Raw genomic sequence first — 22707 nt, 5'->3', positions numbered from 1 at the left:
ACGGCGCTCGGGCGTCACGGGCCGCCTGAAACGGATTACAGAGATAACGAGGTATCCATTATGGCATTAGGCAAGCTCTGCAATAGAGAACCCGTCAATACCCTGGAGCAGCTTCAAGAGCTCCTCAATGATAAGGGCGGTAAACAATATTATGAGGAAATGAAGAGTCTGGATGTCGATCAGGCGCTGCTGTGGAATACCATCCAGAAAACCATCAACGCCAAGTCGCGCATCAAGACCTGGCTTGAGATCTGCGCCCACTGCGGCCTGTGTTCCGACAGCTGTTTCCTCTACCTGGCCAACAAAAAAGACCCCAAACAGGTGCCGTCCTACAAGATCCAGTCGACCCTCGGGGAGATCGTCAAACGAAAGGGGAAGGTCGACAACGCCTTCATGCAGATGGTCATGGATACCGCATGGTCCAAATGCACCTGCTGCAACCGGTGCGGTCTCTACTGTCCCTTCGGCATCGATATGGGCGTCATGTTCGGCTATGTCCGGGGCCTGTGTTTTCAGCAGGGGTTCATCCCCTGGGAGATGAAGATCGGCTCCGGCATGCACCGGATATTCCGCGCCCAGATGGACGTCACCACCGAGGACTGGGTCGACACCTGCACCTGGATGGCCGACGAATACGGTGAAGACTGGCCGGGCCTGGAAATCCCCATCGACAAGGAGAACGCGGAGATCCTCTATACGGTCAACGCCCGGGAACCCAAGCACTACCCGGAAGATTTAGCGGAGGCCGCCATTCTCTTCCACATCGCCGGTGAGGACTGGACGGTTCCCAGCGAAGGGTGGGAAGAGACCAGTCTCGCCATGTTCGCCGGCGACTGGGAAGGCTGCAAGCTGCAGGTCCAGTCGGTCTACGACGCCATGAAGCGCCTGAATCCCAAGCGGATGGTCGTTACGGAGTGCGGCCACGCCTATCGCGCGACGGTCATCGAAGGGCCCTACTGGGCCGGCCTGAAGGACGGGCAGACCCCCATTCCGAGCTTCCATTACGTCGAATGGGTGGCCGAGGCCCTCCGGACCGGCAAGCTCAAAATCGATCCGGCCAAGCGGATCAAGGAGCCGGTCACCTACCAGGACTCCTGCAACTATATCCGCAACGCCGGTCTGGCCGAATGCGCCCGGGAGATCATGAGCTATATTGCCGAGGATTTCCGGGAAATGACCCCCAACCGTGAGCACAATTTCTGCTGCGGCGGCGGCGGCGGATTCAACGGTATCGGCCGGTACCGCAAAGAGCGGAACATCGGGTTGGTGGTCAAGAAGGATCAGATTCTGGCCACCGGCGCAAAGCTGGTCATCTCGCCGTGTCACAACTGCTGGGATGCCATCCGCGACCTGGAGGAGGTCTTCGAGGTCGGCATCCGATGGAGCTTCCTCAAGCCGCTCCTGCTGAAAATGGTCATCGTTCCGGAACATATGAAGCCGCCTGAGGAGGAATAATCTCAAAACATGGATCAGGTCACGCTGAAAGGTGACGGTGCCCTGGCGGAAGGGGGCAAAACGGCGGAAGCCGACCCCCTGATGTACCTTGGCTGCCAGGTGGTTCTCGAGGACGGATGCACGCTCAGAAGTGTTTTCCGGATGCTGGAGCGGTATACGGTCTACCAGAAATTGAATGCGTTTTTATCTTCCTATCTGGAACAGTGCCGCAAGAGCCCGGAATCGGGATGTGTCTACGACGGGTTCAGGTTTCTTGAGTTTGCAAAGAACGTCGAGATGATCGGATTTCCGGGAAAGCCCCGTGTGGAAATCTACAACTCCTTTTACGGCGTGGCTGACGGCGGGGAGGCGGTGATGCTCAGGTCCGTCCCTCTGGAGAACCTGCTGGATATGCCGGTCAAGCTGGGTCGCCTGAAGCATATCGTTTTCGGCGATCGGGTGGATGTGCTGGCGTTTGACACGGTTTTCAATCTCTTTGAATTGATTGACGGGATTCTATGGGAACTTGGCTTTCAGGGGACGCTGATGGCCTGTGAATTGAGGAGGTAAACAATGTTTAAGAAAATATTATTTGCAACGACGGCCACGCCCGCATGTGACAACGCGGCCCATGTCGCCTTCGATCTGGCCAAAAAATATCAGTCTGAACTGACCGTCCTCCATGTTTTCGGTCGTCCGTCGCGCGGGTTCAGCGCCACGGTCACCGACAGCAGGACCGGTGAGGAAGACAATGTGGACGGGGACTACGTGGAGTGGGTCAGGGATGAAATGAAGACCTATTATGCCGACCAGATCAAGGCATCGGGCGTGGAGGGCAAGATGTTGCCCGTGGTGGGGGTACCCCATACCGAGATTCTTCGGTATATGCGGAAAGAGGATGTCGATCTGGTCGTCATGGGGGCGCATTCCCGGCAGGAAGACCCCGGTGCCACGCGCTATCGAAGCATCGTGGGCAGCACCATGCAGAAGGTGGCCAAATCCTCGCGGTCCCCGGTCCTGATCGTCAGCCGTCCCTGCACCACCTGCCTCTGGTACTTCTCCAACATCATCTTCGGAACGGATTTTACCAAGGCCTCCGATTCCGCCTTCAAATTCGCGCTCAAGCTCTGCAAGGAGATCGGGGCCAAGCTCTACATGTTCCATGCCTTGGATCTCAGCAGCGTACAGTCGGGAACCGTCCTTGAACAGTCGGAGATCGAAGGGATGATCAAGGCCGCCCGGAGAAAGATGGAACTGAAATACGAATCCCAGATGGACGGCTACGACAACTATGAAATAGAGATCTGGGAGGGTATCCCCTATGTCGAGGTATTGAAGTATGCCCGCGAGAAAAACGGGGATCTTATCGTCATGGCCCATCACACCCGGGAGATCGATCCGGAGCTGGCCCTTCTGGGGAGCACCGTGGAGCAGGTCGTGCTGAGGGCCTCCTGCCCGGTGGCGAGCGTGAACCGTCCGGACAAGGTTTCTGACTGATCTGCCACGGTATCGGGGAAACGGCTTACATCGCGGGGTATGCATGGACAAGAAGAAGGTTCTGGTTGTAGACGATGAACTGGACATGAGAATCTTTATCTCCACGGTGTTCGAGACGGGTGGATACGAAGCTTTCGCGGCGAGGGACGGAAAAGACGGGCTGGCCAAAGCCAGGAAGCTGCTTCCGGACCTGATCGTCCTGGATATCATGATGCCGGGCGAAGGGGGTGTCCTGATGTACCGGCACCTGAAATCCGATGCGGATCTGAAGCATATCCCCGTTCTGATGCTCTCCGGGGTAGGGAAGCAGACCTTTTTTCACTATTTGAAGATGATGAACATCCAGCCGGACGATGCCATCCCCGAACCCGAAGCCTATGTCGAAAAGCCGCCCAACCCGGATGAACTGCTGGAAATCGCAGAAACCCTGATTCGGCCGGCGGCTTGATTCATTCCTTTCCACGGTATCCAATCGTCTCTTCCACGTTGCCTTCAGCGATCCCTTCAGGGTATAAGGGGGGCGGCAAGACCCCATCGCTTATCTTGCACTTTTGCAGCTCCATACCTCGCTGCATCCACCGGCATGGCCCCTGACACGGGTTCGCCGATGCGTCCTGCAGGCGAACCGGTATCCGATGCAATCTCGATCAGCGGTTTCTTGCCGCGGCTCCGATGCCTAAACATTCTAGCGGGTGGTGTTGTATGGAAAAACGGCTTTTGCTGGTAGATGACGAAGACGATATCCGGGAAATTCTTTCCATTTATCTCGCCGATTCGGGGTATGCGGTCCAGTTGGCCGCGGACGGAGTGGAGGCCCTGGACCTGTTCCGCCGGTCGCGTCCCCCCCTGGTGATCACGGACATCAAGATGCCGGGCATCGACGGCATCGATCTCCTGAGGGAGATCAAAAAAGAGGAGCCCGGCACCGAGGTCATCATGATCACCGGTCACGGCGACCTTGATCTGGCCATCAAGAGCTTGAAGTTCGAGGCCACCGATTTCATCACCAAGCCCATCAATCATGACTTTCTCGATATGGCCGTCAACCGCGCCTGGGAAAAAATCGTGATGCGCGGGCAGATCCGGGAACACACGGAGCACCTTCACCGCCTGGTCCAGGAGGAGCTTCGGGCCACCCGGCACAAATTCCACCAACTTTTCGAGGCGGCGCCCTGCTACATCACCGTCCAGGATCATGACCTCAGAATCACCGAGAGCAACCGCCTTTTTAAATCCCACTTCGGCGACGCCGGCGGACTGAGCTGTTACAGCACCTACAAGCACCGGACGGAGCCCTGCGCCGACTGTCCGGTGCTCATGACCTTCGAGGACGGTCTGACGCACCGCTCCGAGACTGTCGTGACGGCGAAGGACGGCCGTCAGTACAACGTGCTCATCACCACGGCGCCCCTGCGGGACGCCGACGGCCGGATCACCCATGTCATGGAGATGTCCGTCGACATCACCCAGATCCGCCAGCTTCAGGATCAGCTCACCAGTCTGGGCCTTCTGATCAGCTCTGTGTCCCACGGTGTGAAAGGTCTCCTGACCGGTATAGACGGAGGCATATACATGCTCCGGTCGGGCCTCCGGAAGGAAGACACGGCATTGGTCGAGGAGGGGATGGACATCATCAGGCAGATGGGGATCCGGCTCCGCAAGCAGGTCCTCGACATCCTCTACTACGCCAAAACCCGTGAACTGCACACCGAGCAGGTCGAGGTGCTCTCCTTTGCCGAGGGCGTCGCAAACACGGTCGTCCCCAAAGCCGAAAGCGCGGGGGTTCATTTCGTGCGGATGTTCGATCCTGATCCGGGGTTGATGGAAATCGATCCGGATGTGGCGACGGCGGCCTTGGTCAATATTCTCGAAAACGCCGTCGATGCCTGCAGCGAGCACCCGGACAAAACCTCCCACCAGGTCGTGTTTACCGTCAAGGGGGAGCCGGACGTGGTCCTGTTCGAGGTCCAGGACGACGGCATCGGCATGGACAGGGAAGCCCGGGAAAAGATGTTCACCCTCTTTTTCTCCAGCAAGGGAAACAAGGGCACGGGCCTCGGGCTGTTCATCGCCCAAAAAATGGTCGATCAGCATGGCGGGCGGATTTCCGTGGAATCGGAACCGGGAAAGGGGAGCCGGTTCCGGATCAGGCTCCCGAGGGTTCAGCCGGAAACGCCGCGGTGATCGTTTGAGCGAGGAGTCGCCGTGAAGATTACCATTCTAATTGTATCGTTTTTTTTAGCAGTTGGATCTGTTTTGTTCATCCTGATTCTCAAGCTGATCCGGCAGCGGCAGGAATATCGCATCCTCTTCGAAAGTGTTCCGTGCACCATCTCCATACAGAACAAGAATTACGAGATCATTCAATACAACCGGGAATTTGCCGAGTCCTTCGATATTACCCAGGGGAAATACTGCTATACCGTCTACAAGGGGCGTCACGAGAAATGTGTCGCCTGCCCGGTTGCCAGAACCTTCAAGGACGGCAAGGACCATTACAGCGAAGAGGAGCGCACCAACAGGGACGGGTCGAAAAAATTCTGGATTGTCAAGACTGCGCCCCTCCGGAATGCCAAGGGGGAAATCACGGGCGCCATTGAGATGTGCCTGGATGTGACCCACCGCAAGGAGCTTGAGGAGGAACTGGCCCGGTCTGAAAAGAAATATTATGCCATTTTCAACAATATCCCCAATCCTGTTTTCGTCCTCGATCCGGATTCCCACCGGATCCTGGACTGCAACCAGAGCGTCGAGGCGGTTTACGGATACGCCCAATCGGAGATGATCAGCCGGTCGTTCCTCGATTTTTTCATGGACGAAGACAAATCACATTACGAGTTTAATCTCAACAAGGCCAAGGAGATCAACCAGGTCAAGCAAATGGGCAAGAACGGGGCTGTCCGCTTCGTCAACATCCGGATTTCCCCCACCGAATTCCTGGGCCAGCATGTGCTGCTGGTGACGCTGAACGACATCACCAAGCGGCTTGAAGCCGAACAGCAGCTTTCCCAGGCCAGCAAGCTGGCCACCCTGGGGGAGATGGCGACCGGCGTGGCCCACGAACTGAATCAGCCGCTCACCGTCATCAAGATGGCCAGCAACTTCTTCATGAAGAAGGTCGGTCAGAAGGAGCCCATCCCGACGGAAATCCTCCATAACATGTCCGAAAAGATCAGCAACAACATCGATCGGGCAAATCGGATCATCAATCATATGAGGGAGTTTGCCCGGAAGTCCGATATGCGTCTCGAGAAGGTGCAGATCAACGATGTCCTGGAGAGGGCCTATGAAATCTTCAGCCAGCAGTTGAAGCTGAGGCAGATAGAGATGGTTTGGGAGATTCAGAAGAACCTTCCCGTCATCATGGCGGATGCCGGCAGGCTGGAGCAGGTGATGATCAATCTTCTGGTCAATGCCCGGGACGGCATCGAGGCGCGGTGGACCGAAGAGGCGCCGATCGGCCCCCCCGACAAGAAGATTTTCTTGAGAACGGCCTTGAAAGGCAAGAAGGTCGTCGTCGAGGTGGAGGACACCGGGACGGGCATCCCCCAGGGGATTCAGGATAAGATTTTCGAACCCTTTTTCACGACCAAGGCCGTGGGCAAGGGCACCGGGCTGGGGCTATCGATCAGTTACGGAATCGTCAAGGATTTTCAAGGGGATATACGATTGGGAAACTCCTCTCACGGCGGGGCGTGTTTCCATCTCGAATTCCCCATCCATCAACTGACGCAAGAAACGGGTTATGGAAAAAAATAAGATATTGCTGGTCGATGACGAAGAGGATATCCGGGATATTCTGGGCATTGTCCTGACGGATATGGGGTATCAGATCTTTTCCGCGAAAGACGGCCAGGACGCCCTGGAGATGTTTGACCGGGAGCTTCCGCCCCTGGTGCTGACCGACATCAAAATGCCGGGCCTGGACGGCATAGAGCTTCTGCGGGAGATCAAGCGGCGGGCCCCCGACACCGAGGTGATCATGATCACCGGGCACGGGGATATGGAGCTTGCCGTGAAAAGCCTGAAATACGAGGCAACGGATTTCATCACCAAACCCATCAATGACGATATCCTGGAGATCGCCATCAGGCGCGCCAACGAGCGGATCCTCATGAAAAAGCAGCTCAAAATGTACACCGAGAACCTGGAGCGGCTGGTCGAGGAAAAAACCCGGAAGCTGCTGGAGGCGGAGCGTCTGGCGGCCGTCGGGCAGACGGCGGCCGGGTTGTCTCATGCCATCAAGAACATCACCGGGGCGCTGGCCGGGGGCGTGTTCGTGCTGGACAAGGGGTTCGAGCTGGGAAACAAGCAGTACATTCGGAAGGGCTGGAAAATCGTCAAGAAGAATGTCAAAAAGATCAACAATGTCGCCGTCGAGCTGCTGAATTTCGCCAGCGAACGGACCCCCAATTACCAGCACTGCGACCCCAACGGCCCGGCGCGGGAGATTTACGAACTCATCAAACCCCAGGCGCGGGAATACGGCATCACCTTCAATTTGAGCGTTGACGAGAATCTCCCCTACATATGGCTCGATCCCGAGGGGATGCACCGCGCCCTGCTGAACCTTGTCACCAATGCCATGTATGCGTGCATGGACATTCGGTGCACCCTCAAAGAAAAGGACATTCATCTTCGAACCCTGCGGCCCAAGGGGTGGGCCGTCGAATACCAGGTGGAAGACACCGGCTGCGGGATGGACGAAGATGTCAAAAACAAGCTTTTCCGTAACTTTTTCAGCACGAAAGGATATGACGGGACCGGACTCGGGCTGATGATCACCAAGAAAATCATCGCCGAGCATGGCGGAACCATCGACGTACGGTCCGAAAAAGGGGTGGGAACCATGTTTTCTGTTCGCCTTCCGCAGACCCGGCGCATGGAGTAACCTGCAAAAAATGATTCAGAATTTGGCATCAGGTCAAGAACGTGGAGGATGAGTGCCGATTATGGAGCAAGTATACAGCATCGTCATTGTCGAAGACCACCGGATTCTTCGGGAAGGACTGCGTTCCCTCCTTTCCCAGAATCCGGACTTCAATATCGTCGGAGAGGCCGAAAACGGGCTGGAAGCCATACGCCGCGTCCGGGAGCTGATGCCGGATATGGTCCTGATCGATCTGTCCATGCCCAAGATGGACGGACTGGACGCCATCCGGGAGATCAAGAGCGAGTTTCCCGAGGTCAAACTTCTGGTGCTCACCGTGCACAAGGCCGAGGAATATGTGTTCGCGGCCCTCAAGGCCGGCGCGAACGGCTATCTGCTGAAGGACAGCACCTACACTGAACTCAAGCTCGCCATCGAAAACGTGCTGGCCGGGCGGACCTACCTCAGCCCGGGTGTTTCGGAGAAGCTGGTGGCCTCGTACCTGGAAGGCAAAAAACCTCCCCAGAGCGAATCCTCGCTGGATGCCCTGACCCAGCGGGAGCGGCAGATCCTCAAGCTGATCGCCGAGGGCCATAAAAACCGGAAAATAGGGACATATCTCTGCATCAGCGTCAAGACCGTGGAAAAGCACCGATCCAACCTCATGAAGAAGCTCGACCTTCACAATGCCTCGGAACTTACCGCATATGCCATTGAAAACGGGCTGATCGCCCAGTGATGGCGATGTTGCGTCCGCGGCCCGTTGTGGCGGTCCGTTCGCGGGCGGGCTGTGTTTCAGAAGGTGCGGGCGCAGGTGTACGCCCACCGGGCCTCGATCCGGGCGCCCTCCCCGGGTGAGGAGAAAATGGCGAACCGGCCCCCCGAGAGTTCGACCCGCTCCTTCATGCCGGTGAGGCCGAAGGCCTGGATGGAAGATCCCGAGGACATGAGCCGCGCCGAGTTGAATCCGCATCCGTTGTCTTCAATCCGCAATTCGAGGGTGTTCCCGTTTTTTCCCAGGTAGAGGGAGGCCTCCTCGGCCCCGGAGTGCTTGGCGATATTGTTCATGGCCTCCTGGATGATCCTGAAAATAATGGTTTTGAGGGCGTCGGGCACCTGGTCTTCCTCGATCTCGAGTGACTTTGTCAGGTGGATGTGGGAATAGACCGAGGTGAACTGCCTGCAGAACCATCCGATGGTGGCCAGAATGCCCAGGTCGTCGAGGATGGAGGGGCGGAGGTTCATGATGATGTTGCGGATCTCCTCCGAGCTTTCCTGAAGAAGGGGCACCAGGGCATCCAACGATTTGATCTCCAGGCGGTCCACCTTTCCCTTGAGCTGCTCGATCACGGTTTCCACCATGAATTTGACGGCCGAGAGGCACTGCCCGATCCCGTCGTGGAGGTCCACGGCGATCCGCTTGCGTTCCTCTTCCTGGGCATTCAGCAGCCGGCTGGACAAGACCTCCAGGTCCCGGGTCCGCTCCTTGACCCGACGTTCGAGCTTGTCCCTGGCCTCCCGCAGGGCGGCCTCCTTTCGCATGCGGTCTTTTTCCACCTCGATGCTGTGCAGGGCGTAGGCGATGTCATCGGCCACGTCATTGAACAGCTCGTGCTCCTCCGGGTCCTGGCTGTAGGCGATGGGGACCGAGACCGTCAGGATGCCGTAGGCGCGGCCGTCGTGCTCGAGCCGGGCCGAGATGGAGCCCCTGCCGTCGTACATGTAGGATACCGGGCAGTTGATGCATTCCTGCGAGGGGTTTTTGGTCACCAGAAACCGGTTGCGGTTGAGCACGAGATTGCAGCAGCGGGGCATTCTCCCGGTTTCGATGCTCTTGAGGATCTCATGGAAGTCGTCGCCGAGACCGGCTTCTGCGCTTGCGGTGATGCTGCACCGGTCGTCGATCAGAACGATCCAGGCATTGTGGAAGCTGCGTTTTTCGATGAGGCTCGCGCAGACGCCCCGGATCAGGGACTGGGGGTCTTTCTCTTTGATGATCAGCCGGCTGACGTCGCGGATGGAACTCAACACCGCATTGAGGTGGCTGATCTTGTCTTTTTCCTGGTTGCGCTGGGCGATCCGGTTTTTCAGTCCCTCGACCCGGTCGACCAAATCTAAGCATTCGTCGTAGATTGAGGTTTCGTTCATAGTATGATCAGGTTGAAGTGAATGGGGTATTTTTAAAAATATACTGTATAATGTCTACCCAAAAAATACAACCTGCTTTTGCGGGGACAGCGGCCGGTGATCCTCAACAGCCCGAAGCCAATAGCCTGTACCCATCCTACCGTCCTGCCAGACTGCCTGCGGGGGAAAAGAAATCGGGTGCGGGCGGGGCGCCGCCGCTGTTTCAGGGTGCCGGCAATGCGGCGGAACGCGGCGGCCAGGCCGGGTCAATTCCGGGAAAGGATTCGAATCGGGTGCCTTCGTCCGCCGACGCGGAGAACCCAGGCGTCGTCGTCGCCTTCGATCCTGTCCGCCATTTGCAGAAGGCTTCTTTCGTTGAATTTGATCCGTTCGTCTCCCCGTGTCAGGTAGAGATTGTCGTCCTGGATGAAGAGCGATTCGAGGGAAAGAGGGAGATGCTCTCCGGTGTTCAGGGTCAGGAGAAGGGTGTCTTCGCCGTGCACCTCCGTGACGAAGAGGGCCGTATCCTCGCAGGGGAAATAGACCTTTTCGATGCGGTCTCCGTTGACCTGACTCACGTAGTACCCGGCCTCGTCTTTCCGGATGGACCGGTTGAAGTGGTCGATGATGCTTTTTTTCCGGAACCGTCCGTGGGCATTGTGCCAGTACCCCCGTGCGTCCATCCGGAACAGGGCGTTCTCTTTCGGAATGACGATCTCCGTCGGTTTGTCCCCCAAGCGGCCTCCTGTTGGAACGGTCTCTTGCCGTCGTTTCTTCGGGGGAGCTTGATCGCGTCCCCCGCGGATCCATGAGAGAATACCTCACGGCGCCTTCCGCCGCAACCCTTATCCACCAAACAGCGTTTGACTCCCAGAGCCAAATTGTGTAAGCATCCTCAACTCTTTACAGCACAACCGCGATGGACGGAAAAAAATGATTACTCTTTTAGACTATGGCGCCGGGAATGTGCGGAGCGTCATCAATGCCGTCGAGAGCCTGGGCGAGACGGTTCGGATCGCTTGCACCCGGGAGGACATTCTGGCCGCCGAACGGCTGATTTTTCCCGGTGTGGGGGCGTTTGGCAACATGATGCGGATCCTGGGCGAGAGGGGTTTTGTCGCCCCGCTCCGGGCCTACCTTGCCGCGGACCGTCCTTTCCTGGGCATCTGCCTGGGGCTGCAGGCGCTGTTCGACGGCAGCGAGGAAGCCCCCGGCGCGAGAGGCCTGGGATTCATCTCCGGGACCGTGAAGCGCTTCCATACCGATCTTTCCGTTCCCCACATCGGGTGGAACGGCTTCAACGTGAAGCAGCCCTCGGCGATCTTCAACGGGCTTGCGGGCGACGAGAAGGTCTATTTCGTCCACTCCTACCATGTGGATACCGACGACCCGTCCGTTGTTTTGACAACCACCGATTACGGCTATCCCTTTGTCAGCGCCATCCAGAAGGGGCGGGTGGTCGCCACCCAGTTCCATCCTGAAAAGAGCGGCGAAACCGGGCTTCGCATCCTGGGCAATTTTATCCGCCCCGGCGTGGCGCCCTGCCTGCCTCCCCGGGTGTCCACACAGACCCGCCTGGCCAAGCGGATCATTGCATGCCTGGACGTCCGGTCCAACGACCGGGGGGACCTGGTGGTCACCAAGGGGGATCAGTATGATGTCCGGGAGGCGGGGGATGTGAGGAACCTGGGCAAGCCGGTGGACCTCGCCGGAAGGTACTACCGGGAAGGTGCCGACGAGATCACCTTTCTCAACATCACCGGTTTCAGGGATTTCCCCCTGGAGGACATGCCGATGATGGCGGTGCTCAAACAGACCTCCCGCCATGTTTTTGTTCCCCTGACCATCGGCGGCGGCATCCGGGACTACACCGACACGGACGGCCGGACCTACACGGCCCTGGAGGTGGCGGCAGGGTATTTCCGGTCCGGCGCCGACAAGATCTCCATCGGCAGCGACGCGGTCTATATCGTTGAGGCCTATCTCAAGACCGGCATGCGGACCGGCGCAAGCGCCATCGAGGCGATTGCAAGGGTCTACGGCAACCAGGCGGTGGTCATCTCCGTGGACCCCAGGCGGGTCTATGTCCCGTCGCCCGATGCCGCCCAAGGACACCCCGTCATCGAAACGGAGATCCCGGGGCCTTCCGGGGAGCGGTACTGCTGGTACCAGTGCACCGTCAAGGGCGGCCGCGAAGGGCGGGACGTGGATGCCGTGACCCTGGCCCGGGTCTGTGAAACCCTGGGGGCGGGGGAGATCCTGCTCAACTGCATCGACCGGGACGGCACCCGGGCGGGGTTCGACATCGAGCTGATCAATGCGGTCAAGGCGGCGGTGACCATCCCCGTCATCGCCTCCAGCGGCGCGGGAAGCGCTGCGCATTTCCATGAGGTTTTTACCCGCACCGGGGCGGAATCGGCGCTTGCCGCAGGTATTTTCCACCGGGAAGAAGTCCCCATCGGGGAGGTCAAGCGCTACCTCCGGGGAAAGGTCGAAATCCGGGGGTAGACCCGGGTGGAGAAACCGCTCAGGCGGCCTTTTTGTCCCTTTCGGCCTCCCGCACCTCGACCCGGCGGCCGTCGACGACGACGTTTTCAAAGGAGTTCCGGAGCTTTCCCGCAGCGCTTCGTTCCACTTCAAAGAATGAAAATTCCCGTTTCAGGTCGACGGCGCCGATCATGTTTGTGCCGATGCCCGCTTTTGAAGAGATCAGGCGGGTGATGGTCTTTTCGGTAATCTTGTCGAGCCGGCCGATGTTGATGAAAAACCGCCGGGTCTTTTTGATTTTCGGGTTGATTTTCGGGTTGATTTTCGGGCGGCTTTTTTTCGGGGCCTCGGGTTTCGGCGCGGCGGTCTTGTTGGGCGGGGCCGTTACATGAATGTCTTCGGCCGTCCGGTAATATTCGTTAAACCGGTTGAATTCCGCCGAGATGAACCGCTTGATGATCTCTTCCTTGTCGAATGGTTCCAATGCCGTTCGGATGGCGGGCAGGTAGTGGGCCATCCCGGCCTCGTCGACGTCCGTCCGGACGATCTTCTCCACCAGCCCGAAGACCCGCTTCTCACAGATGGCCCGACCGTCGGGCAGTTTTGAAAAGGTGAACCGGATGTTCCGACGGGCTTCCAGTTCCCGGATCCGGGGCATCTCCCGTGTATTGATGAGGGCGATGGATTCTCCGGATTTTCCTGCTCGGGCGGTTCTGCCGCTGCGGTGGGTGTAGATCTCCGTCTCGTCCGGCAGGCGGTAGTGGATAATGTGGGTGATGTCGTCCACGTCTAAGCCCCGGGCCGCCACATCCGTTGCAACGAGGATCCGGACGGCCTGCTGCCTGAATTTTCGCATGACATAGTCGCGCTGGGCCTGGGACAGATCGCCGTGAAGCGCTTCGGCCAGATATCCGTCCTGCATGAGCGCCTCGGCCACGGTCTGGGTTTCCAGGCGGGTCCGGCAGAAGACGAGACCGAAGATCTCCGGGGTGAAATCGATGATTCTTTTGAGCCCCTGGTACCGGTGTTTCTCCTGGAGCATGTAGCAGCTGTGGTGGATGGCCTTGGGGCTCTGTTTCCGGCCGCCCACCCGCACCTCCACCGGATCTTTCAGGTAATTCCTGGCGATGGCGGCCACGCCGTCCGCCATGGTTGCGGAAAACAGCCAGATGCGCCGTTCTTCGGGCATCTGGCCCAGGATGCTGTCGATATCCTCCTTAAAGCCCATGTTGAGCATCTCGTCGGCTTCGTCCAGGACCGCACAGGAGACATGGGACAGGGCGACGGCCTTCCGGTTGAGGAGGTCGAGCAGCCGCCCCGGGGTTGCCACGATGATCTGGGGTCCCCTCTTGAGCAGATGGATCTGACCCGCGATGCTGGCGCCGCCGTAGACGGCGATGATGCGGATATCCCTCATGTGCCGGGCGAAATTTTTCAGGTCTTCCGTGATCTGCAGGCACAGCTCCCGCGTCGGGCAGATCACCACCGCCTGGGGCCGGGTCTCGGCCGGATGGATGCGCTGAATCAGCGGCAGCCCGAATGCGCCGGTTTTTCCGGTTCCCGTCTCGGCAAGCCCCACAAAATCCTGTTCTCCTGCAAGCAGGGCGGGTATGGCGCGCGCCTGGATCGTCGTGGGGGTTTCGAAACCCATATCGGCCGCTGCTGCGGCCAATGCCTCGGTCAGCCCGAGTGTACTGAAATTCATTTGCTGGTCTCTCATGTAAAAGTGGGCCGGAAAACGACGCAATCGATTTTTCCGGCCGCAGTGTGTCATAAAAAAAGCCGCCCGGCGCACTCCGGACGGCATCCCATGTTGTGCTGCGCGCGCCGGTTTTCCCCATGCCATGGCGGAAGCAGGCCGGCGCTGCTGTCAAGCCTGTAGCTTATATGCCCTTTGGCTGAATTTTTCAAGCATTTAAATCCGATCTGTTGGCATTCCCCGGGCTTTCTGCTAAAAGTGTTGCCTTTGGTCCGCTTTCGCATGGGTCGCGCGACCCGGCGGCGGAAAACACCACCAGACAGGAGAGACGAAACCATGACGGATGTTTACACCCGGCTGGCCCATCACCTGGACAACCTGCCGGCGGGCTTCCCGGCGACGGCGTCCGGCGTCGAGCTTCGAATTCTGAAACGGCTGTTCACGGAGGCGGAGGCGGAGATCGCCGCCCAGCTCATCCTGATGCCGGAGCCGGCGGCGGCCATTGCCGCGAGAACCGGTCGGGATGCGGCCGCCCTGGAGCCGACGCTGGAGCGCATGTCGAAAAAAGGGCTCATTTTCCGTTCGACCAAGAACGGGCTGAAGCATTACATGGCCGCCCAGTTCGTGATCGGCATCTGGGAGTATCACCTCAACGACCTTGACGAGGCCCTGATCCGGGATGTCAACGAATACCTCCCGGTGCTGATGAAAAAGGAATGGGTCCGGAAAGAGACGAAGCAGCTTCGGGTCATCCCCATTGCCAAAAGCATTGCGGCCGGGATGTCCGTCATGCCCTATGAGGCGGCCGAGGAGATTATCGGGAAACAGTCCAGGATTGTGGTCTCTCCGTGCATCTGCCGGCGGGAGCACGAGATGGTGGGCAAGGGATGCGGCAAGCCCCTGGAGGTCTGCCTCTCCTTCGGCGCGGGGGCGGCCTTCTACGAGGAAAACGGACTGGGGCGTGCCATCTCCCGGGAGGAGGCCCTGGAGGTCCTGAAAACCGGCCTTTCGGCCGGCCTGGTTCTCCAGCCGGGCAATGCTCAGAAGCCCGCCAACATCTGCATGTGCTGCGGATGCTGCTGCCAGGTCCTGAAGAATCTCAAATCCCTTGACCAGCCCGCGAAAGCGGTCCACACGAACTACTTCGCCGCGGTGACCGCCGAGAGCTGCACGGCCTGCGGCGCCTGCGCGGCGGAATGCCAGATGGACGCCATCACGGTGGCCGACGCGGCCGAGGTCGATCTCAATCGGTGCATCGGGTGCGGGATCTGCGTGCCGGCGTGCCCGTCGGAGGCCATTTCCCTCAGGCAGAAAGACGCGGCGGACCGTTACGTGCCGCCCCGGAATCCCTTTGAAACCTACCTCAACATGGCCCGCGAGCGGGGGAAGATTGCCGATTGACATCCCCTCCCGCATGACCGGCGAATCCGGATCGCACCGTTCGCCGGTCCTTCACTCCCTTGCATTTTTTAAGAGATAAAAATATTTATATCCTTTTTTTTCTTCGTTGTCTTTCCGGCATTTTTTCACAGATTAATCAAATTGAAGGTCTGTATGATCGTACCACGGTGTGGTTTTTTTTGGATGCCGTCGACCGACGTATGAACGAATCGGCATCCCACCGGGTTACTTTCCGGATATCGAGCCGGATCGCTGGGATTTGCCCCGGCGGCAAGATAGTTGCAGCCTGGCGGGCGGCGCTGTCGATAATTGGCAACCGCTTCCAGGGAATGGAATGAATGCAAGGCATGAAAGGAAAGAAAAATGGTCGAAGCCCTGATCACACGGAGATCGTTCCTGAAATACTGCGGCGGAATCGCAGCAACGCTGGGGTTGAGCGCTTCCATGATCCCGAGAATCGCAGAAGCCCTTACGAGCGCGGATACACGGCTCCCGGTGGTCTGGCTTCATTTTGCCGAATGCACCGGATGCAGCGAATCCTTTCTCCGTGCCACCGATCCCCACGTGGCGGACATCCTCTTCGATGTTCTGAACATCACCTACCATGAAACCATCCAGGTGGCCTGCGGCGAAAAAGCCGAATACAACCGGGATAAAACCGTCCAGGATTATGACGGCCAATTCATCTGCGTCGTGGAGGGGGCCATTCCCACTAAAGACGGCGGCGTCTACGGGATGGTCGGCGGCAAGACCATGCTGGAGATCGCCCGGTCCGTTATTCCCCGGGCCAAGCATACCATTTGTTTCGGGACCTGTTCGGCTTATGGCGGCTTGCCGGCTGCCGCACCCAACCCCACCGGTGCCAAGGGCGTCAAGGATGCCGTCGGCATCGACACCATCAACATCACCGGTTGCCCACCCCACCCCATGAATCTGGTGGCGCTGATCACCAGCTACCTGCTGAACAACCAGATGCCGGACCGCCGCCCCGACGGCAGGCCGACCTTCTGCCACGGCGAAACCATCCATTCCTCCTGCACGGTCCCCCACGGGTGCATGCAGGGATACAATTGCAAGGGGCCCAAGACCTACAACAACTGCCATAAGCAGCTCTACAACGCCGAATCCTGGTGCATTCAGGTTGAACATCAGTGCATCGGCTGCTCGGAACCCGGGTTCTGGGACAACAACGCGCCGTTCTACAATCCCATGTGGGCCTCCATGTTTGGCGCCTATCGCCCGGATGCCCTTCTCCACAAAGAGATGGACAACGCATCCTGCACGCCCTGCCATTCGAGCGACATGTTCGACAGGCAGGAGGCGAAAGAGAACGAGCCCGGGAAATTTCAGCTTTCGATGCATAAGAAGCACAAAGTCAATGTTCAGACAGTGCAGGGATGTTCGAGTTGTCATCCCGAAGCGCCCGGCGCTACGAAGCTGCCTGCAAAAAGATGAGGTTCGAAGCCTCTTTGAAGACCATCGGCGGACGATCCTTCCACGGGATGCCGGCTGTTCAAGAAAGGATTTGAGAATATGGGAGATAATATCCAGCCCGTTTCCATTATCACAAGCATCTCCACAATAGAAATCCCGGAAGGCGGCCAAGCCAGCTTCAACGTAAAACTTGCCGCAATGCCCGGGGAAGATATCGAGATCAATGTTGTCATTGCGGAAGGGGATGCCGATATCCGTATTGTTTCGGGCGCAAAACTTAAAATCAGCAAAAAGAATTATAACAGATGGTACACGGTCACCCTTGCGGCCGCCCTGGACAGCGATACCGTGGGCGGTGAAGCCACTGTTGCTCTTTCCGGGAGGTACGTGACGACCGCCCGTGTACGGGCCGTCGAAATCGACCGTGACCCTGCGTTCCCGGCATACCAGATCGCCATCGACACGGCGGACGTCGCAATCCCTCAGGGCGGCTCGGCCACATTCCAAACCAAGCTGACCGCAGACCCGAAACGACCGGTGTCGGTGACCATCGGACATGCCGGGGGCGATACCGGCATCACCGTGGCGTCGAGGTCGCCCCTGGATTTCGATTTGGTAAACTGGGATACTTACCAGACTGTGATCCTCTCGGCGGATGACCGCGTGGAAGTCGATTCCCGGACGGCCACCTTCAGCCTCACCGCCCCGGATACTGAAACGATTTTCGTGACCGCCAGGGAAGAGATCACCACCACCGCCCCCATCAACGTGGTCATCGACCCCATCAGCCGCATCGAGGGTCACCTCCGCATAGAGGTGACAGTGTCGGGCGGGAAGGTAACCAATGCCTGGTCCACCGCCACCCTGTTCCGCGGCATCGAGACCATCCTCACCGGACGGGACCCACTGGATGCCCCGTTGATCACCCAGCGGCTTTGCGGAGTGTGCACTTATGTCCACGACCTCTGCTCCGTCCGGGCCATCGAGAACGCCGTCGGCGTGGCCATCCCCGATAACGCCCGGATCGTCCGGAACCTCATGCTGGGAGCCCAGTTTCTCCACGACCACCTGGTCCATTTCTACCACCTCCACGGCCTCGACTGGGTGGACATCACCAGCGCTCTCGGGGCCGACCTGAAGAAAACAGCGGACCTGGCCTGGGAAATCGCACCCCAGAACGAGCCGGTACAGATTGATTTCGCAGCGGTCCAGGCCCGCCTGAAGGGATTGGTGGCGACCGGAAACCTTGGCCCCTTCGCCAACGCCTATTGGGGGCACTCGGCCTACCGGTTGACCAGCGAGGAGAACCTCCTGGTGACGGCCCATTACCTGGAGGCCCTCAAGATGCAGGTCTCCGCGGCCAAGATGATGGCCGTCCTGGGCGGGAAAAACCCCCACCCTCAGTCGACCATTGTGGGGGGTGTCACGTGCGGCGGTGAGCTGACAAGCGGCCGTCTTGGTGATTTCAGGGCCTATCTGGAGGCGGTCCGTGTTTTTATCGATGCGGCCTATATCCCGGACCTCAAGGTGGTAGTTGGAAGATATCCCGAGTGGACCCGGATCGGCCGCTTCGGCAATTTCATGGTGTGCGGCGAGTTTCCCCAAGGACCCCGCTGGCCCGACGATTTGTTCATGCCCGAAGGCGTGATCTTCAATGGTGATGTTGCAAATGTCCAGCCGCTGGATTCGACCCTGATCTCCGAGCACGTTGCCCATTCCTGGTACGTCGGATCCGCAGACCGGCACCCGGAAAACGGCGAGACGGTCCCCAACTATACCGGCCTGGACAAGGATGCCCGCTACAGCTGGCTCAAGGCGCCCCGTTATGGAGATGCACCCATGGAAGTGGGACCCCTGGCCCGCGTGCTGGTGGGGTATGGAAAAGGCAAGCCCGTCTTTGTCGATGCCGTCACCAATTTTCTTGCCGAGGCCAACCTGAGTGAAGGGGATCTTTTTTCGACCCTGGGCCGGACCGCCGCCCGTGCCATCGAAACCGTCATCATCGGCAAGGGCATGGCGGCATGGCTCAATGAACTGGAAACCAATCTGAGCAACGGCGATCAGCGGATCTACGAGAACTACAGTCTGACCGGCGGGCAGGGGGTCGGGTTCCTCGAAGCACCCCGCGGCGCCCTGGGGCACTGGATCCATTTTCAGAACAACAAGATCGGCGCCTATCAGATGGTGGTGCCGACGACTTGGAACCTGAGTCCCCGCTGCTCTGACGATCTCCGGGGGCCGCTCGAGAATGCGCTGGTCGGTGTTCCCGTGGCCGACCCGGAAAATCCCGTGGAGGTGCTGCGGGTGATCCATTCTTACGACCCCTGTATCGCGTGCGGGGTACACGTTATTGATGCAGAGAATAACAAAACCTTTTCGGTGAAGGTCGGTTGCTGATCCGGAAGTTCGGCTTGGGGATCTGCCTTGGGTGGAACCTGCGGCCATGATCTCGATGAATACCGGACCATCTCATGAATCTTCGGTCTCCAGGCATATTGTTGCCGATCGGAATCACGAAACATATTTTCGACAATGAAAATCGCCACGGCACTCCCCAATATCGTTATTTTAGGCATCGGGAATATCCTGCTCACCGATGAGGGCTTCGGGATCCGCGTCATTCAGGCGCTTGAAATGGACTATGACTTTTCCGAGAATGTTTCCGTCGTCGACGGGGGGGTGCGGGGCATTCATCTGCTCGGCCTCATCAGCGAGGCCGACCATTTGGTCGTAGTCGATGCCGTCTGCGGTAACAGCAAGCCCGGCACCCTCCACCGCATTGAAGGCGAAGAGATTCCAGAGCGCATTCGCCGGAAGAACTCCCTCCACCAGCTCGATTTTCTCGAAGCGATGACTTACTGTCACCATGGGTTGGACCGTATGCCCGGCACCGTAATCCTGGGGGTGGAGCCCCAGAGCATCGCGGCCTACAGGGATGAATTGACCCCCCTCATCCAGGCCAGGGTAATGGAAATGGTCCAGCGGGTGCTGGACGAAGTACTGCGCCTGGGGGGGCATTACAGACCGAAAAGGGGCGTCGGATGCGCCGCGCCGTAGCGCTTCAGGGGTTTTTGAAAAGATTCAGAATCGATTTTTGCGCATCCTCAACAGCCCGCTTCATGACTTCACCGGTCTTGCGGAGCGCTTTCGATGCCGGGTATTCTTTTTGAGGCGATGCCGTGATCTGAAGGCAGGGATTCTCCTTTGCGTCCCTGCTCCCCAACAGGGCCTCCGCAGCCACGAGCGTCCCGGCGATGGTCATGCCGCCGAATACTTTGGCGAGGAGGATTGCCGTTTCAACCGGATCGACGCTCAGGCTTGGGCGGGCCAGGGTGCCGGTGAGTTTGAAAATCTTCGTCAGCTGCCCCATGCCGAGCTGGATCATATTCGTCTCCCGGGTCGGCTCCGTGCTGACCGAAAGGTCTATCTGTTCTGTTTTGAGATCTATATCGCCAGCACTGAAAACCGTCATTGTCGGGGTATTGATGACCAGAGGCGAAACGTCGACCATCCCGTTGCGGATGTCGAGGTTTGCAAAGAGGCATCGGATATCGGCCATCCCCCCGGCCGGGGTGCCCAGAAGGAAGAAGATCTGCTCAATCAGGCCCCTGGTGACATACAGGGGGAACCGATCGATGAAGCGCCGCGCGACGCGGCCGTTTTGAACGGCGAAAACCATCCTGCCGTTCAGGTTGCCCATCACCTCCGCGACGGACCTGCCGCGGCCGGTCAGGTTTGCGTCGACGTCGGCCCTTCCGGAGAGTGTCTTCCCGGCCCCAGGCTGCGAGAATATCTTCCCGAGATTCAACTGATTGCCCCGAAGCGTCATGGCGATTGCGGGGATCTTTTCCGCCGCGTTGATCTCCAGGGACGCGGCCAACGTCGATCCGCCCGAAGCCGCCCGGATGGGCGTCATCCTGAGCCTGCCCGATTCAAGGCGGATATCCGTCTCGATCTCCGTCACGGAGGCTCTTTCCGTCAGGACCTGGGCCAGCCGGAGCCGGAGGTCGGCATCGATATGATTGAGCTTGTCCAGGGGAAGGGGCTTTTTCGGGAAGATGCGCCCCCCGCCGGATGTCGGCTTCGCGGACGGTGCTGAGGATCGTTCGGCGGGAAGGCGGAGATCCAGCCGCCGGGAGGAGAGCTCCGCCGAAAGCTTCGGCCGCTTTCCCGAAAGAGCCAGGGTCGCCGATCCACGGAGATCGCTTTCCCCGAAAACGGCGTTCAGGGTTGTCGCCTGGAAAGTCTCGGCGTCAGGGATCTCCAGTTCGGCGTCAATGGTGACTGGACCGACGTCGGGCAGACCGTGCATCCCCCCCAGCGCCATCAGCCGGGGCAGGGAAGGGGCCGACAGGTGGACGTTCAGGCTTGCCTTTCGGGCCATGAGGTCGCTGATGCGGCCCGTGGCCGTCAAGGCGGCCCCCGCGGCCCGGGCGCTGAACCGGATGTCGTCCAGATGGAAAAGACCCGGCGCCGTATCCAGAAGGATGCCGGTGAATTCGAAGGGCAGGCTGTTCCAGACCCCCTTCAGAGAAACGGTCAGGCGGTTTTCCCCCGCAGCTTTCGCCGCCGTGAAGGTTTCGACAGACACGGCATGGGATGCGCCGGTCCGCCCGTCGCGATAGGCGATCCGGCCGTTCCGGATGTCGAGGTTGTGGACGGTGAGGGCCGGCGGGGATGCCGGGCGTTTTTCAGACGGCGCTCCGGTCGGGAGACGGGGTTCTTGTCCCCCCGGGGAGAAATTGAGGTTGGCGGCGCCGCTCGGGTCCGTCTCCAGGAGAATGTCCGGTTCGATCATCACGAGACGGACGATTTCGATTTTTTGAACCAGAAGCGGAATGAGCGATACCTGAATCTCCAGCCTTCGGATCGTCGCAAGCCCGGGCCGCGACCCCCATTCCGCGTTGGCGATGCGCACATCCTCGGCCGCAAGGGTAGGCCGGAGCCCGAACACGAGGCTGAGATCGCCGGATATCGCTATTTCCCTGCCCGTGGTCTTCCGGACGGCATCCGCGATGACGGGTTTGAATCGGTTTACATCGATGAGGGCGACGGCCGCGGCAAGACCGGCCACGGCCGCCAAGCACCCGAGCCAAGCCGCTGTTTTTTTCCAGTGCATCATACACCCCCATGGCTGGTGAAATGGGTCGATCATTTTAACAATAGACATCCGCGCGATCATTCTCAACCATGGAAGCATACGGCCCCGGGGACCCGCCCGCCAGATGCTTTGGATCTATCTATTCGAAATAGAAAGATAATATTTTAACAAAAATTACGGGGGCAGACCTTGACAAGGCCGGCCTGTCCCTTATTATTTTGCAAAACAATCGGCTTCCGGCAGGGTATCCTTGCGGGATACGCCTGTTCCAAGAATTATCCGGCGCAAAGAGGCCGGATGCCCAATCGATCGGTAGTGACCCAGTTCAGTTTCAAGTGTCAACCATATTACGGAGGTAAATCAGAAAAATGAAGGTGAGACCGTTGAATGACAGGGTGTTGGTGAAGAGACTCGATGCCGCACAGAAAACCGCCGGCGGGATCATTATCCCGGATACGGCCAAGGAAAAGCCGCAAGAGGGCGAGGTCCTGTCGGTGGGTTCAGGCAGGCTGAACGACGACGGCACCCGCATTCCGATGGATGTCAAGGCCGGAGACCGGGTCCTGTTTGCCAAGTATTCCGGGACCGAGATCAAGGTCGGGGGAGAAGAACAGATCTTCATGCGGGAGAGTGATATCCTGGCGGTGTTCGAATAAA

At 58.8% G+C, this 22707-nt stretch carries 18 protein-coding genes; 14 read left to right on the top strand and 4 right to left on the bottom strand.

Annotated features, from left to right (window positions below):
* Positions 1-60 precede the first annotated feature (60 nt).
* From hmcF to ACEW8N_RS03080, 8 genes are all read left to right on the top strand, one after another.
* Entirely contained in the window at positions 61-1455 is a 1395-nt protein-coding gene (hmcF, locus tag ACEW8N_RS03115; RefSeq protein WP_373498337.1) for a sulfate respiration complex iron-sulfur protein HmcF, read from the top strand.
* Positions 1456-1464: 9 nt separating this feature from the next.
* Positions 1465-2004, top strand: coding sequence for a hypothetical protein (locus ACEW8N_RS03110; protein WP_373498336.1), 540 nt, complete (start codon positions 1465-1467; stop codon positions 2002-2004).
* A gap of 3 nt (positions 2005-2007) precedes the next feature.
* Positions 2008-2931 carry a universal stress protein gene (locus ACEW8N_RS03105; protein WP_373498335.1) on the top strand — a complete coding sequence of 308 codons (924 nt, stop codon included), beginning with the start codon at positions 2008-2010 and terminating at the stop codon, positions 2929-2931.
* A gap of 43 nt (positions 2932-2974) precedes the next feature.
* Entirely contained in the window at positions 2975-3379 is a 405-nt protein-coding gene (locus ACEW8N_RS03100) for a response regulator transcription factor (protein WP_373498334.1), read from the top strand.
* Positions 3380-3633: 254 nt separating this feature from the next.
* On the top strand, positions 3634-5115 hold the full coding sequence (locus tag ACEW8N_RS03095) for a response regulator (protein WP_373498333.1): 1482 nt from the start codon (positions 3634-3636) through the stop codon (positions 5113-5115).
* A 72-nt stretch (positions 5116-5187) separates the two neighbouring features.
* The gene (locus tag ACEW8N_RS03090) at positions 5188-6690 is read left to right on the top strand and encodes a PAS domain S-box protein (protein ID WP_373498332.1); all 1503 of its coding nucleotides are present in this window, start codon (positions 5188-5190) and stop codon (positions 6688-6690) included.
* Positions 6677-7822 (top strand): sensor histidine kinase, encoded by a 1146-nt coding sequence (locus ACEW8N_RS03085; protein WP_373498331.1) that lies wholly within the window; start codon positions 6677-6679, stop codon positions 7820-7822. Before ACEW8N_RS03090 ends, ACEW8N_RS03085 begins: the two co-directional genes overlap by 14 nt.
* Positions 7823-7883: 61 nt before the next feature.
* A complete protein-coding gene (locus ACEW8N_RS03080; protein WP_373498330.1) occupies positions 7884-8540 on the top strand; it encodes a response regulator in 657 nt (218 codons plus the stop codon).
* Between the two features lie 56 nt (positions 8541-8596).
* On the opposite strand, the gene ACEW8N_RS03075 is transcribed toward ACEW8N_RS03080, so the two are convergent.
* Together ACEW8N_RS03075 and ACEW8N_RS03070 are read right to left on the bottom strand one after the other, a co-directional pair.
* Entirely contained in the window at positions 8597-9949 is a 1353-nt protein-coding gene (locus ACEW8N_RS03075) for a GAF domain-containing sensor histidine kinase (protein WP_373498329.1), read from the bottom strand.
* A gap of 245 nt (positions 9950-10194) precedes the next feature.
* Positions 10195-10665: an MFS transporter permease gene (locus tag ACEW8N_RS03070; protein ID WP_373498328.1), complete on the bottom strand. Its 471-nt coding sequence runs from the start codon at positions 10663-10665 to the stop codon at positions 10195-10197.
* 196 nt (positions 10666-10861) lie between these two features.
* Between ACEW8N_RS03070 and hisF the strand changes: the two genes are divergently transcribed.
* Positions 10862-12436: an imidazole glycerol phosphate synthase subunit HisF gene (gene hisF, locus ACEW8N_RS03065; protein ID WP_373498327.1), complete on the top strand. Its 1575-nt coding sequence runs from the start codon at positions 10862-10864 to the stop codon at positions 12434-12436.
* 19 nt (positions 12437-12455) lie between these two features.
* Here hisF and ACEW8N_RS03060 read toward each other — a convergent pair whose 3' ends face one another.
* The gene (locus tag ACEW8N_RS03060; protein ID WP_373498326.1) at positions 12456-14120 is read right to left on the bottom strand and encodes a DEAD/DEAH box helicase; all 1665 of its coding nucleotides are present in this window, start codon (positions 14118-14120) and stop codon (positions 12456-12458) included.
* A 330-nt stretch (positions 14121-14450) separates the two neighbouring features.
* Between ACEW8N_RS03060 and ACEW8N_RS03055 the strand changes: the two genes are divergently transcribed.
* The 4 genes from ACEW8N_RS03055 (at position 14451) to ACEW8N_RS03040 (ending at position 20006) form a co-directional block, all read left to right on the top strand.
* Positions 14451-15515 carry an ATP-binding protein gene (locus ACEW8N_RS03055; RefSeq protein WP_373498325.1) on the top strand — a complete coding sequence of 355 codons (1065 nt, stop codon included), beginning with the start codon at positions 14451-14453 and terminating at the stop codon, positions 15513-15515.
* A gap of 363 nt (positions 15516-15878) precedes the next feature.
* Positions 15879-16970, top strand: a complete 1092-nt coding sequence (locus tag ACEW8N_RS03050) for a hydrogenase small subunit (protein ID WP_373498324.1) — start codon at positions 15879-15881, stop codon at positions 16968-16970.
* Positions 16971-17048: 78 nt separating this feature from the next.
* Positions 17049-19346, top strand: coding sequence for a nickel-dependent hydrogenase large subunit (locus ACEW8N_RS03045; protein WP_373498323.1), 2298 nt, complete (start codon positions 17049-17051; stop codon positions 19344-19346).
* A gap of 135 nt (positions 19347-19481) precedes the next feature.
* Positions 19482-20006 (top strand): HyaD/HybD family hydrogenase maturation endopeptidase, encoded by a 525-nt coding sequence (locus ACEW8N_RS03040; RefSeq protein WP_373498322.1) that lies wholly within the window; start codon positions 19482-19484, stop codon positions 20004-20006.
* A 4-nt stretch (positions 20007-20010) separates the two neighbouring features.
* Here the strand turns inward: ACEW8N_RS03040 and ACEW8N_RS03035 are convergent, their stop codons facing one another.
* Positions 20011-22071 (bottom strand): AsmA family protein, encoded by a 2061-nt coding sequence (locus ACEW8N_RS03035; RefSeq protein ID WP_373498321.1) that lies wholly within the window; start codon positions 22069-22071, stop codon positions 20011-20013.
* Positions 22072-22418: 347 nt separating this feature from the next.
* On the opposite strand from ACEW8N_RS03035, the gene groES reads away from it, so the two are divergent.
* Positions 22419-22706 carry a co-chaperone GroES gene (gene groES / locus ACEW8N_RS03030; protein ID WP_373498320.1) on the top strand — a complete coding sequence of 96 codons (288 nt, stop codon included), beginning with the start codon at positions 22419-22421 and terminating at the stop codon, positions 22704-22706.
* The last annotated feature ends 1 nt before the right edge of the window (position 22707 follow it).

This window comes from Desulfococcus sp. (assembly GCF_041737845.1).
Lineage (GTDB): Bacteria > Desulfobacterota > Desulfobacteria > Desulfobacterales > Desulfococcaceae > Desulfococcus.
This window is presented reverse-complemented; position numbering and strand designations above follow the sequence as displayed.

What these genes read in the sequence shown, in the direction of transcription:
- hmcF (WP_373498337.1), top strand. Translation starts at nt 61, where the DNA reads ATGGCATTAGGCAAGCTCTGCAATAGAGAACCCGTCAATACCCTGGAG.
- ACEW8N_RS03110 (WP_373498336.1), top strand. Translation starts at nt 1,465, where the DNA reads ATGGATCAGGTCACGCTGAAAGGTGACGGTGCCCTGGCGGAAGGGGGC.
- ACEW8N_RS03105 (WP_373498335.1), top strand. Translation starts at nt 2,008, where the DNA reads ATGTTTAAGAAAATATTATTTGCAACGACGGCCACGCCCGCATGTGAC.
- ACEW8N_RS03100 (WP_373498334.1), top strand. Translation starts at nt 2,975, where the DNA reads ATGGACAAGAAGAAGGTTCTGGTTGTAGACGATGAACTGGACATGAGA.
- ACEW8N_RS03095 (WP_373498333.1), top strand. Translation starts at nt 3,634, where the DNA reads ATGGAAAAACGGCTTTTGCTGGTAGATGACGAAGACGATATCCGGGAA.
- ACEW8N_RS03085 (WP_373498331.1), top strand. Translation starts at nt 6,677, where the DNA reads ATGGAAAAAAATAAGATATTGCTGGTCGATGACGAAGAGGATATCCGG.
- ACEW8N_RS03080 (WP_373498330.1), top strand. Translation starts at nt 7,884, where the DNA reads ATGGAGCAAGTATACAGCATCGTCATTGTCGAAGACCACCGGATTCTT.
- ACEW8N_RS03075 (WP_373498329.1), bottom strand. Translation starts at nt 9,949, where the DNA reads ATGAACGAAACCTCAATCTACGACGAATGCTTAGATTTGGTCGACCGG.
- hisF (WP_373498327.1), top strand. Translation starts at nt 10,862, where the DNA reads ATGATTACTCTTTTAGACTATGGCGCCGGGAATGTGCGGAGCGTCATC.
- ACEW8N_RS03060 (WP_373498326.1), bottom strand. Translation starts at nt 14,120, where the DNA reads ATGAATTTCAGTACACTCGGGCTGACCGAGGCATTGGCCGCAGCAGCG.
- ACEW8N_RS03055 (WP_373498325.1), top strand. Translation starts at nt 14,451, where the DNA reads ATGACGGATGTTTACACCCGGCTGGCCCATCACCTGGACAACCTGCCG.
- ACEW8N_RS03050 (WP_373498324.1), top strand. Translation starts at nt 15,879, where the DNA reads ATGGTCGAAGCCCTGATCACACGGAGATCGTTCCTGAAATACTGCGGC.
- ACEW8N_RS03045 (WP_373498323.1), top strand. Translation starts at nt 17,049, where the DNA reads ATGGGAGATAATATCCAGCCCGTTTCCATTATCACAAGCATCTCCACA.
- ACEW8N_RS03040 (WP_373498322.1), top strand. Translation starts at nt 19,482, where the DNA reads ATGAAAATCGCCACGGCACTCCCCAATATCGTTATTTTAGGCATCGGG.
- ACEW8N_RS03035 (WP_373498321.1), bottom strand. Translation starts at nt 22,071, where the DNA reads ATGATGCACTGGAAAAAAACAGCGGCTTGGCTCGGGTGCTTGGCGGCC.
- groES (WP_373498320.1), top strand. Translation starts at nt 22,419, where the DNA reads ATGAAGGTGAGACCGTTGAATGACAGGGTGTTGGTGAAGAGACTCGAT.